Raw genomic sequence first — 13,925 nt, forward strand, 5'->3', positions numbered from 1 at the left:
CATAATTTATCATTCATAATTTATCATTCATAATTTATAGCGTTTCCTGTTCGCAAGAGGTACATTATCGATGTTGAAAAGCCTAATCAGCAAAGGTTTAACTGTCACACCCAGGTGTGAGAACCGCTATATCATTCAGATCATAAAATATCTTTTCTTTTTTGCAACCAAGAGGTAAGGAGAAAATAAATAAGAGAATGAAGAATTAATACTCCCCAATTCAATAACAAATTATTGATAGATAATTGATAAACTTGATTGGTATCCTCAAAGGGTAAAGGGAAATTAAAACTATTTTGTTCTTTTGCTTCTGCAATCATAGTTTCCACCTCTACTAATACCCCATAGGCACCAATCGACCAGCGACTAATCATCAACCATGATAGATATTTTCCCAGACCTTCTAAGTTAAATAATACCCCAGCAAAGATAATCTGAGGAATTAAAATTAAAGGTAAGGCACTATTTGCTTGGGTGATATTATTAACGCCAGCAGAAATTAATAAACCGAGATTAATCGCCGCAAATATAGTTAAAAATGTGGTAATAAAACAGCCAATTAACCAGGTCATTAATTCCGGTTGCGGGTCAGTAAATCCCCAAAATATCACGCAGGTAATTACAATTGTTTGCAGAAAAGCTAAGGCTGCTAAAACCAGAATTTTTGAGAATAAATAGGGTAATAATCCCAGATTAACTAATCTTTCTCGCCGATAAATTGGCGATTCTTTGACAATTTCCTGTAGGGAACAGGCAAAACCTACCCATAATTCCGCGCAGGTAAAAACAAAGAGAGTTTTTAAGGCTAAAGGTGCGGATTGGATAGCCTCATCAAAACTAGGATTATCTCCCAAAAATAAAGGATTTTTGCCACCTAAAACCATAGCCATTAATAAAATTCCGATCGGGGCGGTTAATAGGTATAAAATTAAACTAACCTGATCGCGGATAATTAATTGGCTATAGCGTTGACATAAGACCTGTAGTTGTGGCCAAAAAGATTGTTGAACCTGTTGCGGTTTACTATTATTTTGCTGAAATATTTTACCAATTCTTGCTTCAATATTATTTTTGTAGTAGTCGGATTGTTGGAAACGTTGGCATTCTTGCTCAACTTTTTCCCTAGTTTCCAGATGAATATAAATATCGGCAAAATCCCCCTGAGGTAAAGAGAAAAAATTTAAGGCCTCCCCCGGAGAACCAAAATAACATAAATTGCCTCCTTGACCGAGAAAAACTAATCGATCGCAGAGATTGATATTATTAGTAGCATGGGTGACTAGGAGAATTGTTCTGCCTTCTTTGGCCAATTTTGCCAGCAATTCCATCATCTTTTTATCTAAACCGGGGTCTAATCCCGAGGTGGGTTCATCTAAAAAGAATAATTTGGGATTGGCTAATAATTCTACCGCAATACTCACCCTTTTTAACTGACCACCGCTTAAGTCTCTGACTAAAGTATTTCTTCTTGCTAACAATTCCACCTGCTGCAGGGTTTTCTCGATCACTTCTTGGCAATTAAGATCGGGAGGTAGCCTTAATTTAGAAGCGTAATATAACACTTCTCCCACGGTTAAATCCCTGTGGACGATATCGTATTGGGGAACATAACCGATTTGGGTGCGATAGATATTAAAATTCTGGCGCAGCTCTTCCCCATTCAGATAAACTGTCCCCGAGGTGGTGGGTTCAATTCCCAATAAAGTCTTTAATAAAGTCGATTTTCCCGCACCGCTTCCCCCGACAATCGCCACTAATTGACTCGGTTCGATCGGTAAGGAGATATGATTGAGAATTATCAAAGGTTGTTTCTTTTTATCCCGCACCATCCTGACGATATTTTCGGCATCTAGACGGATATTATCCCCCGTATCTAATAAAACTAATTCGTCTCCCTGCAACCGAAAACTATAGGGGCCGATTCTCACTGTACAACCGTTGGTTAAAATGGCACTACCCGATACTTTTTGTCCGTCGATAAAGACTCCATTGGTGCTTTTGTCGTGGAGAATATAACGATTTTGGTTATCGCTGTCGATAATCGCGTGTTGTCGGGAAATTGTCGGAGCGTCTAAAACCACAGTGGCAGCATTATCTCGTCCTAAAACTACACTGCGATTGCTTAGGGAAACCGATTTAAAAGCTAAAGGTGGGCTTTTTACCTGTTGATTAGGATGATAATAGGTAATCTTGACCGAATTTTTGACATCTTGACCGATATTAATCTCATCCCCATTTTGTAAAAGATGGCCCTCTTTGGGAGTAATGACGCGATTGTTGATAAAAAGTTGATTGGAACTAGGATTAGTTCCGTCTCCATCGTAGATATAGTAATCATCTCCCTGACGACGAAAACAAGCTTGTACTCGACTCACCACCGTCCAGTGTTGGGGAACAACTAAATCCACCTGTTGACCATCCCGACCCAATTTATAATTAGGACGACTCAGATTAATAGAAGGGAGAATTTCTCCCTGATTGTTAAGAATAATGTAGGGTTCTTGACTAATAACCGTTTTAATGTTAGGAGAATTGGTCATAAAAACTCGATCGGTAGATGGCGTTCGCGGGGGACGGTAAGAAGCTAAGATAGAATTAAGGTCTCGATCGCTACTGTTAACCTCAGAGTCTGGAACGAACTCTAGAGATCATCTTAGTAAAACTTCTTAGGATCGATCGAGCTTGTCTAAATTCCTATTCCTAAGACCTATCCACAGGTTATCGTGCTGTTAGACGATGGTTACAACTCCTATTTCTCCTACCGCCAAGGTTTCTAAAGTCGAAGGTATCAAAGAACGCAGTAATTATCTACGAGAACCTTTGGCCAGTGAACTCCTCGAAGATACAACCCATTTTACCGATGCGGCGGTGCAGATCCTCAAATTTCACGGTTCCTATCAACAGGATAATCGCGACAATAGAGCCAAAGGTCAAGAAAAAGACTATCAAATGATGTTGCGTACCCGCAGTCCGGGGGGTTTTATTCCCGCGCAACTATATCTTACCCTCGATAGTTTGTCCGATCGCTACGGTAACGGCACTTTACGCGTGACAACCCGCCAAGGCTTCCAATTACACGGCATTTTAAAGAAAAATCTCAAAGCTACCCTCGGGGAAATTATCCGCAGTATGGGATCCACTTTAGCGGCCTGTGGTGATGTTAACCGCAATGTCACTGCACCGCCAGCCCCCTACAAAAATCGCCCTGAATACGGCTATGCTTGGGAATATGCCAATAATATCGCCGATTTGCTCACTCCCCAAACTGGAGCTTACTACGAAATTTGGCTCGATGGCGAAAAAGTGATCAGTGCAGAAGAAGCGCCAGAAGTCAAGGCATCGAGACAAAAAGATACAAATGGCATTAACAAAAACGATCCGATCGAACCGATCTACGGTCAACATTATATGCCCCGTAAGTTCAAGATGGGTGTCACCGTGCCGGGAGACAACTCCATCGATATCTACACCAATGACATCGGTTTAGTGGTGATTACCGACGCAAACGGTCAATTACAGGGTTTTAACATCCTTGCGGGGGGTGGACTGGGAAGAACCCACAATAAGGAGGAAACTTTCCCCAGAATGGCCGATCCGATCGGTTATGTGGACAAAGAAGAGGTGTACGATCTGGTAAAAGCGATCGTGGCAACCCAAAGGGATTACGGTGATCGCGGCGAACGTCGTCATGCGAGAATGAAATATATCCTCGAAGAATGGGGAGTAGAAAAATTCCGCAGCACTGTTGAGGGTTATTTCGGCCAAAAAATTGCCCCCTACCAACCCCTCCCCGATTGGGAATATCAAGACTTTTTGGGATGGAATGAACAGGGAGACGGAAAATTATTTTTTGGTCTTTCTGTGGAGAATGGCCGGGTTAAAAATGAAGGCAGTTTTCAGCTAAAAACCGCTTTAAAAGTGATTATCGAGCGTTTTCAGTTACCCATGCGCTTGACGGCTAACCATAATATCATTCTCTACGAAATTGAACCCAAGGATCAGCAAGCGATCGAGGCGATCCTGAAAGAACACGGAATTATCACTAATCCCGCCGAAATTGACCCTTTAACTCGTTATGCCATGGCCTGTCCCGCTTGGCCCACCTGTGGATTAGCGATTACCGAGTCAGAAAGAATTTTACCCAGCGTGATTGAACGCATTCGCACCCTGCTTAATCGCTTAGGATTAAGCAAAGAGGAATTTGTCATCCGCATGACAGGATGTCCCAATGGCTGCGCGCGTCCCTATATGGCAGAATTAGGATTTGTGGGTAGCGCTCCCAATTCCTACCAACTCTGGTTAGGGGGAACAGCCGATCAAACTCGACTAGCGCGCCCCTATTTGGATAAAATGGCGATCGATGATCTAGAAAAGGTCTTAGAACCGATTTTCGTTTACTTCCAACAGGATCAACAAAATAACGAAACCTTCGGAGAATTCTGTCATCGAGTCAATTTCCCTGCTTTACAAGCATTTTCAGCCACCTACACACCTAAAATGACCGAAACTACTACCACTGAATCAAAACCCAAACGCGTGCGTAAAAATCAAAACCGTGTCAGCGTCCCCGATGATATGTTTGTCCGTCTCAAGGAAGCTTCGGAAACGGAAAAACGGCCGATGAATCAAATCATCAATGAGGCGCTAGAGGCCTATTTCAGCCAAAAATCCTAATCAGTCATCAAGGTGGGACTTAACCCACCTTTTTTTAATTAGTATATTCATAGGGTCGGTCTGTCGAAAAAATCATCGTCCATCACATCAATCACAATCAAAGCAATGAAGGAACAACGCGCTCAAGCTTATGTGAATTTAATTGAACAGTTGCTTGCTCGTGCCGATGATGAGGAACTCAATAATATTCTGCAAGCTAATCAGGAATTGATTGACCCCCAATTTTTGCAGGTGATGGAAAACTATGCAACGGGGTTAGAAGAACAGGGAAATAATCACCCTGCTGCTTGGTTACGCGATATGGTGCAACAATTGGGGCAGTTTCTCAACCCTCAAGCGGGAAGTATAGAGGAATATCAGAAGTTTTTATCAGAAGTCTTACAAGCAGAATGGGAGAGTAATAGCGATCCTACGGTGGTTTATCCTATCCTACAACGCCGTCAACATCTGTTAGATGATACCTTTGCCCAACTGTTGCAACAATTGGCTAGAAATGTGTTTTCTCAAAGGAAACCAGAAGAAGTGGCGGCTATTGTCGGGGTGATTCAGAATTTATGTGTTGATATTCAAAATTTTCCCTTGGGAAGTTGGGCTAATAATCCAGAAATCGCTATTACAGGCTATCAGACCCTCTTAGAAGTATATACCCGTCAAGCTTCTCCTGAAAAATGGGCAAGGATACAAAATAATCTGGGGAATGCTTATCGTAAGCGTATCAGAGGGGAAAGGGCAGAAAATTTAGAGTTAGCTATTGTTGCTTATAACCAGTCTTTAGAAGTCTATACCCGTGATGCTTTTCCTGAAGATTGGGCAGTAATACAAAATAATCTAGGGAATGCTTATAGTGATCGTATTAGAGGGGAAAGAGCAGATAATCTAGAGTTAGCTATTGTTGCTTATAACCAGTCTTTAGAAGTCTATACCCGTGATGCTTTTCCTTATGAATGGGCAAGGGAACAAAATAATCTGGGGTCTGCTTACATAAACAGAATCAAAGGAGACATAGTAGAGAATATAGAAACCGCAATTTTCTGTTATCAAGAAGCCTTAACAATTCGTACTTTTGATGCCTTTCCTCTTGACTGGGCAACTACTCAAAATAATTTAGGTAATGCTTACAGTGAACGAATTAGAGGGAATAAAGCCGAGAATATCGAAAATGCAATTGTCTGTTATCAAGAAGCCTTAAAAATTTATACCCGTCAAGCCTTTCCAGGAGATTGGGCAGAGACACAATATAATTTAGCCAATACTCTCAGAGAACGATTTAAATTTCTTGGTAAAGTGACAGACATTCAACAAGCAATTAACTCTTATAAACAAGCTGGAGAAATTATTGAAAAAACCGAAGACAAAACCTTATATTTTAACTATTCCTATCAATTAGGAAAAGCTTTATTTGAGGGCGGATATTATACAGAAGCTATTGAACACTTAGAAAATTGTCAGCAACTTTATCAAAAACAAAAGGATATTAGTAGTTTGGCTCCAATTTTATTGGAACTTGCCCGTCTCTATCATCGCACTGGTAGGCTCGAACAGGCAAGACTTTATTTTAAAGATTCTTTACGTCTATTCCGTCGTTTAGGTGATCAAGATAATGTGGCTTCTGTGACAACTGCACTGGGCAATCTAGAAATACAAATTGGTAAGATTTCCCAAGCTTGTAGTCATTTAAAAGAGGCACAAACATATTATCAAGAAAACAATGATAAGGAACGACTAGAGGAAATTAATTATCTACTAAAAATTCTACAATCTGCGTAAAAAATGTCAAGACTCAGCCGTTATCAATCAACTCTCAAAAAATGGGGACTTATAGAAAATCCTTTTCGACCAACTCCCCCCGATGATCGCAAAAAATTAGCAAAGATTTTTTATGGACGAGATCAAGTTTTAGATATAGTTATTCCGACCCTCTATGAAGGACGTAATATCTTAGTTAGGGGGGCTTGGGGTATTGGTAAAACTGCCTTAATTTTTAATTTAATTAACCAGTTACAACAGGAAGTTAACCAATTAAATGAAAAAATGTTATTGCTTTATATTAGCAGTATTCCTGGGGAAAGTTCCACGGAATTTTATCGTGCTTTATTATTAGCTGTAGCCGATAGTTTAGCGGATAGTGATCAAGAATCAAGAGACATTGCTAATACGCTTTTAGGGTATTCTATTCAACGCAATAAAACCACTACTGAAGGACAAGTTAAATTAGGCTTTTTATCCTTTGGCAAAAAGGAAGAATCCCCTGCTAATCAACTGACTCCCACTGCCAATGCTGATCCCTATCCTTTACTCATTCGTTTATTAAATAAAGCCGAAGAAATTTATTCTCGTATTGTTATTGCTATTGATGATTTTGACAAAAAAGACCCCATTGTTGTCCAGACAATTTTAGAAAGTAGTTTAGATTTATTTCGGATGGGAAAACATCGGGGATTTATCATGACAGGAAGAGGCTTTACCGAGTTTCAAGAAGCAACCTTAAAAGCCCTTGGTATCTTTTCTGAAGATATTCCCCTTGAACCCATGAGTCAAGATGATTTACGTCACATTGCTATTAATTATCTTAATAGTGCGAGAAACGAACAGCGAAATGATCCCTATCCTTTCACAGAGGAAGTCATCAATTTAATTACGGGTTACGCTCAAGGAATTCCTCGAGAACTGAATACTATCTGTGAAAAAGTATTAAGGCAAGCTGCTTCAGCAGGATATGAAACTATTGATGAAACTGCTTTTTATTCAATTTGGCAAATCCTTCAAGAAAAATTTATTTATCGCTTAAGTCCTGAGTTTCGTCATTTATTATACGTTGCTCATCAAGCCGGTGGCATTAGTGAGAATATTTCTGATCAAACTTTGGCTAAACTTGATGCTATAACCTTTGTTGCTCTCTTGCCCCAACTTAAATCGATGGAAGAACAAGGATTATTAATTCGTCAAGAAGATCAAAGCGGTTTTCGTTTTCTTCCTTCCCAATTATTTCAACCTAAGTTACTCCCCGATTCTCAGTCTGAGTAAATAATAATTGAAGCCATTAGGGGAGTTATAAAAATCGATCAAGCAAAAAAGCAACTAGGTAATGATTGGGTAGTGGTGGTGAGCCATGCTGCTTATCTTGTATGAAGTGTGTAAAATATTTGTTAATAACAATAATTTGCTTAACGCACTATCTTTATCTAAAAAAATGGAGAATCCCGTTGGGGCTATTTGATACTTTATTGATTACTAAGATGACCAACAAAGCAAATCGTTAAGCCTTCATCCCCACTTCCCAAACCCTCACGGATTACTTTTTACTGTTTACTAAAAAATCTCTTGTCTCTTAATCAAATTCTGCTTTTAGATCGCGACGCATTAATTCATAAACGGCAACTTGGGGAGAAATTTCCCCGCGCAAAAGACGATCAACTTGACAGGTAATCGGTACATATAAATTTTTTTCTTGGGCAATTCTCATCAAAACTTCTGTGGTATTTATTCCCTCGGCAGTTCCCTCTAATTTCGCCAAAACTTCCGGCAAAGATAAACCTAAAGCTAATTGATAACCCACTTGATAATTGCGAGATAAAGGACTATTACAGGTAGCTAATAAATCCCCTAAACCCGATAAACCGAAGAAAGTTTCTTGACAACCTCCTAGACAAGTTCCCACCCGAATTATTTCCGGTAAAGCGCGAGTTAATAGGGCAGATTTGGCATTAGTACCTAACTGTAAACCATCACAAACCCCAGAAGCGATCGCCATGACATTTTTAAGAGTGCCACCTAACTCTGTTCCCAAGGGATCGCTATTCAGATAAACCCGAAAAGATTCGCCAGATAATAATTTTTGTAACAATATTGCTGCTTTTTGCTGATAACTTGCTACCACCGTCGCAGCGGGTAAACCTTGATTAATTTCTTTAGCTAAATTGGGACCGGAAAGAACCACAAGGGGATTAGCGGGAAAAGCTTGATTCCACAGATGAAAAGGGGTACGAGTGGTGATTGGCTCTAATCCTTTAGTAGCGGTGACGATAATTGTGCGAGAATTTAATTGTAATTGCTGTAATTGTTCGATCGTGGGAACAACTCCTTTAATCGAAACTGCTGAAATAATTACCTCAGTATCTGCTATAATAGCCCCTAAATCTTCCCCACTATGACGCGACCAAACCCTAACAGCTAAGTGATTAAGTCTAGCCAAATTAGCCAGAGTTTGCCCCCAAATTCCCCCACCTATAACCGTAATTTTCTTGGCATTTTCTAACAACTTTTATTCCCCTCCTTATTAGTGATCCCTGATCAGTGACTGGTTAGAAAGCATTCGATTTTAAGGTTATGAGTGTTAAATGAAATTATTCACCGATTACCGATAAGTAGGTAGGTGTTAAAAGTTGTCAGACACCCCCCTTATCAAGGGGGGCAGGGGGGATCAGAGGCAAAATCTATCTTCAATTTAATTATAACTACTTACTTAACTGTTCACTGATAACTGAAAAAAATGACAAACTATCGCAATCCTGCCCCCACTGTTGATATTATCATCGAACTGATCGACTCGCCCCACCGTCCGATCGTACTAATTGAGAGAAAAAATCCGCCCTTTGGTTGGGCAATTCCGGGGGGATTCGTGGACTACGGCGAATCGGTGGAAACGGCGGCAATTCGGGAAGCTTACGAGGAAATCAGCTTGCAGGTGCAGTTAATCGAGCAATTTCACGTCTATTCCGATCCTAGCCGCGATGCACGTCAACACACCATTAGTATCGTTTTTATCGCCACGGCAAAAGGAAAACCGATCGCTGCCGATGATGCCAAAAAAGTCGGGATTTTTCATCTCTGGGAATTCCCCCAACCTTTATGCTTTGATCACGATCGCATCCTCAATGATTATCGTCGTTATCGGGATTATAAAATCCGTCCCACACATTAAACCCCAACTTAGCTATAAAAGCAATCCTTGCCAAAAACGTCCCCGAAAAAACTTAAAAAATTATACACTTCTGAGGGCGACAATCGGTTCCAATTTAGAGGCACGATAGGCGGGAAAAACGCCGAAAAAGAGACCAATACCCGTGGAAACGCTCAAAGACAGGGCGACGGCGCTGGCGGAAACAGTGGCAGCCAGGGGAGAGAAACTGGAGACGAGAACGATCGCTCCTGCACCGAAGAGAATACCAAACGCACCGCCGGCGATGGAAACGAGAGTTGATTCAATCAGAAATTGTAAGAGAATATCCTGTTCTCTGGCTCCGATCGCTTTTCTTAGTCCGATTTCCCCAGTTCTTTCCGAAACCGAAACCAGCATAATATTCATCACCCCGATACCCCCGACAATTAGGGAAATACCGGCGATTAGAGCCAAAAGTAGGGTTAGACCCTTGGTAATCGTACCGAAGATTTCGATCATCTGTTTAGCAGTTTCGACGCGAAAATCATCCTCAGCGACGATTTTATGGCGTAAACGCAGGAGATTCTGGATTTGGAACTTAGCAGCGCGGATTTCCTCCCCCGATCGCGCGTTGAGACTAATCCAACTCAACTCGACACCGTAGGGGGAGGTTTTGCCCACCAGTTGCGAGTTCATGGTACTAAGGGGAATAATCAGCATTTCATCCTGATTATTGCCAAAAAAGGAGCCTTTCGCCTCTAAAATCCCGATCACCTCAAAACTGAGATTTTTGATCCGCAGCTGTTGACCGAGGGGATTTTGGGTGGGGAAAAGTTGCGCTGCCACTTCACGGCCGATTACCGTTACCCGTTTGTTGCGTGCTAGATCGATATTATTGATAAAACGACCTTTTTCTAGGGTAAAATTGCGGACAGAAGCGTATTCTGAGGTGCTTCCCGTCACTAGAGCCGTCATGTTGCGATTACGATAGGAAATCAGGAAACGAGCGTTTATTTCCGGAGCGACTTCGGCGACGGTGGGAACCTGTTCGGCGATTGCCTGAGCATCGGCTAAAACCAGGGTTTTCGGTAAATCAACGGTGGTATTGCGTGCTTGTCGCGACCCCGGCACCACAAAAATGGTATTGGGTCCCAAGTTAGCAAACTGGTCATTGGCTAAGGTTTGCGCCCCTTGGCCAATACCGATCATGGCCACCACCGAAGCGTTACCGATGATAATTCCTAACATGGTCAGGCCGCTACGCACTTTATTGGCCTTTAGGGTGGAGACGGCCATTTTTAAACTTTCGATGATAAACATATAGGGAAATTATGAATTATGAATTAGCAAGTGGGAAGTGGGAATTATGAATTATGAATTATGAATTATGAATTGGGACGTATTTTCAGTGAACAGTAATCAGTGAACTGAAAACTCACATCTGATAACAAAGGCCGAATCTAAAACCTAATTTGTTAAGCTAAAAGCTTTTGGGAGAATTGCCCGATTCTGTCTTTTGCCTCTTGCCTGTTGTCTCTTGCCTTCAGAAGCTGATTACTGATTACTGAAACTGCCATATCATAAAAAAGACAATTTGAAGATATTTGTTAAGAGAAATTATTGAGATTTTTTATTAGTTTTCGAGGTATCTTCGGACCCTTCGGGGAGATCGATAAAGACCTTTTCTCCAGCTTCCAAACCTGATAAAATTTGGGTTTTATCGTCTAGGACCAAACCGATCGAAACGGGTTTAAAACTGGGTTTATTTTCGGCATCGGGAACTAAAACCCCTGACTTGCCTTCCCGGGTGACAATGGCGACAGTCGGCACGACCAGAGCATTATCTAACTGCTGGCCGACAAAAGTTACATCCACATTCATTTTCGATTTGAGTTTGTCCCGTCCCGTCACCAAACCGATTCTGACCTCAAAAGAAGTAACATTATTCTCGATAATTGCTTCGGGAGCCACGAGAATAACTCGACCTTCAAAGACTTCTTCAGGAAAAGCATCGGCGACAATTCGCACGGGTTGGCCGCGCTGCAATAAACCCACATCTACTTCCGGCACTTTAGCAATTACTTCCAATCCCGATGCTAGGGCGATAATCGAGGTGGAAGTGGCGGAAGCGGTACTAGAGGCCGAAGTGGTGGGAGTGACAAAAGAACCCTCGGTGGCGTATTTTTGGGTGACGATGCCATCAAAGGGAGCAGTAATGACCGTATCGCGGTATTGAATCTTGATTTGCTCTAAATCGGCCCTGGCGGCCGCTACAGATGATTCTAGTCGAGCCAGCTCGGTTTCTTGGGTTTTTTGGCGTTGTTCGAGGGCAAATTTCGCTTCTGCGATCGATGCTGCCGCTCCTATCATTTCCTGCTCAATTCCGGCCACTTCTGGGGAAGCGGTTTTATCCGCTTGTTCCAAACGGCGGATCGATTCGTCTAAATTGGCTTTAGCGTTGAGATATTCATTGAGGACGGCATCAAATTGGTCTTGAGCGATCGCCCCTTCCAGGACTAAATTTTCATTGCGTTTAACCCGATTTTCTGCTAGTCGAAAACGGGATTGGGCTGCTTGTACCTGAGCTTGCAGTTGGTCTAAATCTTTGGGAATTCTTTCTTTGGCCTGAGCTAAACGGGCTTCTAATTGCTTATAACTGGCCTGGGCCTGATAAAATCGGGCCTGTAATTGCCGGATATCTTCGGGAATACTGCGTTTAGCCTGTTCCAGACTGGCTAGAGCTTCCCGCAGATGCGCTTCTGACTGCATCCCCTGGGCATACACCTCTAAATTATCCATGACGGCGAGGGTTTGTCCCTTTTTAACAATCATGCCCTGATCTACCAATAATCGCACTAATCGGCCGGGGTTTTTTGGGCTAATGTTAACACTTTGGATCGGTTCCACCCTACCACTAGCTTTAATTTCCACAGCGAGGGTTTCCCGTTGAGCAGGAACGGTCATTTTCGCCAATTCTAGGGCAGGAGGAGGGGTTTGCAGCAAGCGATAAGAAACCACTCCCACCGCCAGAAAACCACTAGCCATGAGTCCGAATATCCAAAATAGGGGGCGATTTGATTTTCCCAACACGGTTATTGCCATCGATCAGCCAAAAGTAATTGGTTATATACTAACGTCTCTAGAGTTGCCTTTGTTGTTTCTTTAGCCAACAACTCCCAAGCGAGATAGACTGATTAAAAAAGGCCTATCGCGGGGGTAAACTGTGCCAAAACTTCAATTAATCATTTCTTTGCTCATTTTTTTCGTCGCTGGCAGCCCGCCGGCTTTTTCCCAAGCGCTACTCCCCTACGCCATCGAACCGGAGTTAGAACAGATGGAACAAGCGGGAATTGAAATGGCCGAAGATGCCATCCAATTAGCTCGTTTTCGTCGTACCGATGCGGCCCTCGGACGGGCTAAGTTAGCGGTGCAGTTAGCCCCCCATCTCTATCAAACTTGGTTTATTCTCGGTAGTTTATATCTGCAAGACGATCAGGTGCAACCCGGCATTGAGGCATTAAATCAATCTTTGTCCCTTGCTCCCGCCGAGGCCCAAGCTAATATTAAATTTTCCCTCGGTAGTGCCTATTTTCAGAATCAGGATTACCAGTCTGCTATTGCCCAGATTGAAGCGGGTTTGCAAATTAAACCCGATATCTCCCCCGCTCTTTTTGATCTCGGTAATTCCTATCTCAAGTTAGCACAATATCCTGCGGCGATTGCAGCTTACGAAAAAGCTGTTAGTCAAGATAAAAATTTTTGGCCCGCTATTAATAATATTGGTTTAGTTAAATACGAACAGGGTGACAAGGAAGCGGCCCTTAAAGATTGGCGGGCCGCTTTGAAAATCGATCCTAAACAGCTGGAACCTCAGTTAGCTATTGCAGTGGCTGTTTATAGTCAAGGTAAAACCGAGGAGGGCATCAAATTAGCTCAGGCCGCTCTCACTAGCGATAGTCGTTATGTCAGTCTGGAATTTTTAGAGGAAAATCTCTGGGGTCAACGTCTTCTGCAAGACACGGAGAAAATGTTTAATCATCCTAAAATGAAAGATTTTATCGCTCGTTTACCACAACCAACCCCAGAAGCGGACGAAGAAAATTAAGCTGATAGCAGCAAGCATCAAGATAACCCCTTAGTTAATTTGCTAGGAATTCTTGAGGCTTGCTCTAACTAATTAGGGCTGGCTGAATATCGGTAGCAGCTTTGCTAAAAAATGGTTTTGGGACTTTATAGCGGTATGCACTTGCATGAGGTACAATAGAAGAGGACAATAAATTATAGACCTAGGCAGGAGCCACGACCCGATGAAGCCCTATTCTTTAGACTTGCGACAAAAGATCATCGAGACCTACGAGGAGAATAACCTCTC

General features: G+C 42.1%; 9 protein-coding genes. 5 read left to right on the forward strand and 4 right to left on the reverse strand.

Going from position 1 to position 13,925, the window contains the following annotated elements; translation table 11 throughout:
- Positions 1 to 140: 140 nt before the first annotated feature.
- Entirely contained in the window at positions 141 to 2,540 is a 2,400-nt protein-coding gene (locus IM473_RS06100; RefSeq protein ID WP_287657924.1) for an ATP-binding cassette domain-containing protein, read from the reverse strand.
- A 196-nt stretch (positions 2,541 to 2,736) separates the two neighbouring features.
- Here IM473_RS06100 and sir point away from each other — a divergent pair, with 196 nt between their 5' ends.
- From sir to IM473_RS06115, 3 genes are all read left to right on the forward strand, one after another.
- Positions 2,737 to 4,674, forward strand: a complete 1,938-nt coding sequence (sir, locus tag IM473_RS06105; RefSeq protein ID WP_287657926.1) for a sulfite reductase, ferredoxin dependent — start codon at positions 2,737 to 2,739, stop codon at positions 4,672 to 4,674.
- Between the two features lie 105 nt (positions 4,675 to 4,779).
- Positions 4,780 to 6,441, forward strand: coding sequence for a tetratricopeptide repeat protein (locus tag IM473_RS06110; RefSeq protein ID WP_287657927.1), 1,662 nt, complete (start codon positions 4,780 to 4,782; stop codon positions 6,439 to 6,441).
- A gap of 3 nt (positions 6,442 to 6,444) precedes the next feature.
- On the forward strand, positions 6,445 to 7,698 hold the full coding sequence (locus tag IM473_RS06115) for a P-loop NTPase fold protein (RefSeq protein WP_287657929.1): 1,254 nt from the start codon (positions 6,445 to 6,447) through the stop codon (positions 7,696 to 7,698).
- 304 nt (positions 7,699 to 8,002) lie between these two features.
- Here the strand turns inward: IM473_RS06115 and IM473_RS06120 are convergent, their stop codons facing one another.
- The gene (locus IM473_RS06120) at positions 8,003 to 8,932 is read right to left on the reverse strand and encodes an NAD(P)H-dependent glycerol-3-phosphate dehydrogenase (protein WP_287657931.1); all 930 of its coding nucleotides are present in this window, start codon (positions 8,930 to 8,932) and stop codon (positions 8,003 to 8,005) included.
- A gap of 231 nt (positions 8,933 to 9,163) precedes the next feature.
- Here IM473_RS06120 and IM473_RS06125 point away from each other — a divergent pair, with 231 nt between their 5' ends.
- Complete coding sequence (locus tag IM473_RS06125) at positions 9,164 to 9,595, forward strand: NUDIX domain-containing protein (protein WP_287657932.1); 432 nt, start codon at positions 9,164 to 9,166, stop codon at positions 9,593 to 9,595.
- A gap of 60 nt (positions 9,596 to 9,655) precedes the next feature.
- Here the strand turns inward: IM473_RS06125 and IM473_RS06130 are convergent, their stop codons facing one another.
- Together IM473_RS06130 and IM473_RS06135 are read right to left on the reverse strand one after the other, a co-directional pair.
- Positions 9,656 to 10,873 carry an ABC transporter permease gene (locus tag IM473_RS06130; protein WP_287657934.1) on the reverse strand — a complete coding sequence of 406 codons (1,218 nt, stop codon included), beginning with the start codon at positions 10,871 to 10,873 and terminating at the stop codon, positions 9,656 to 9,658.
- A 297-nt stretch (positions 10,874 to 11,170) separates the two neighbouring features.
- The gene (locus IM473_RS06135; protein WP_287657935.1) at positions 11,171 to 12,655 is read right to left on the reverse strand and encodes an efflux RND transporter periplasmic adaptor subunit; all 1,485 of its coding nucleotides are present in this window, start codon (positions 12,653 to 12,655) and stop codon (positions 11,171 to 11,173) included.
- 121 nt (positions 12,656 to 12,776) lie between these two features.
- On the opposite strand from IM473_RS06135, the gene IM473_RS06140 reads away from it, so the two are divergent.
- Positions 12,777 to 13,658, forward strand: coding sequence for a tetratricopeptide repeat protein (locus tag IM473_RS06140; RefSeq protein WP_287657936.1), 882 nt, complete (start codon positions 12,777 to 12,779; stop codon positions 13,656 to 13,658).
- Positions 13,659 to 13,925 lie beyond the last annotated feature (267 nt).

The organism is Microcystis sp. M015S2 (assembly GCF_020245945.1).
GTDB lineage: Bacteria > Cyanobacteriota > Cyanobacteriia > Cyanobacteriales > Microcystaceae > Microcystis.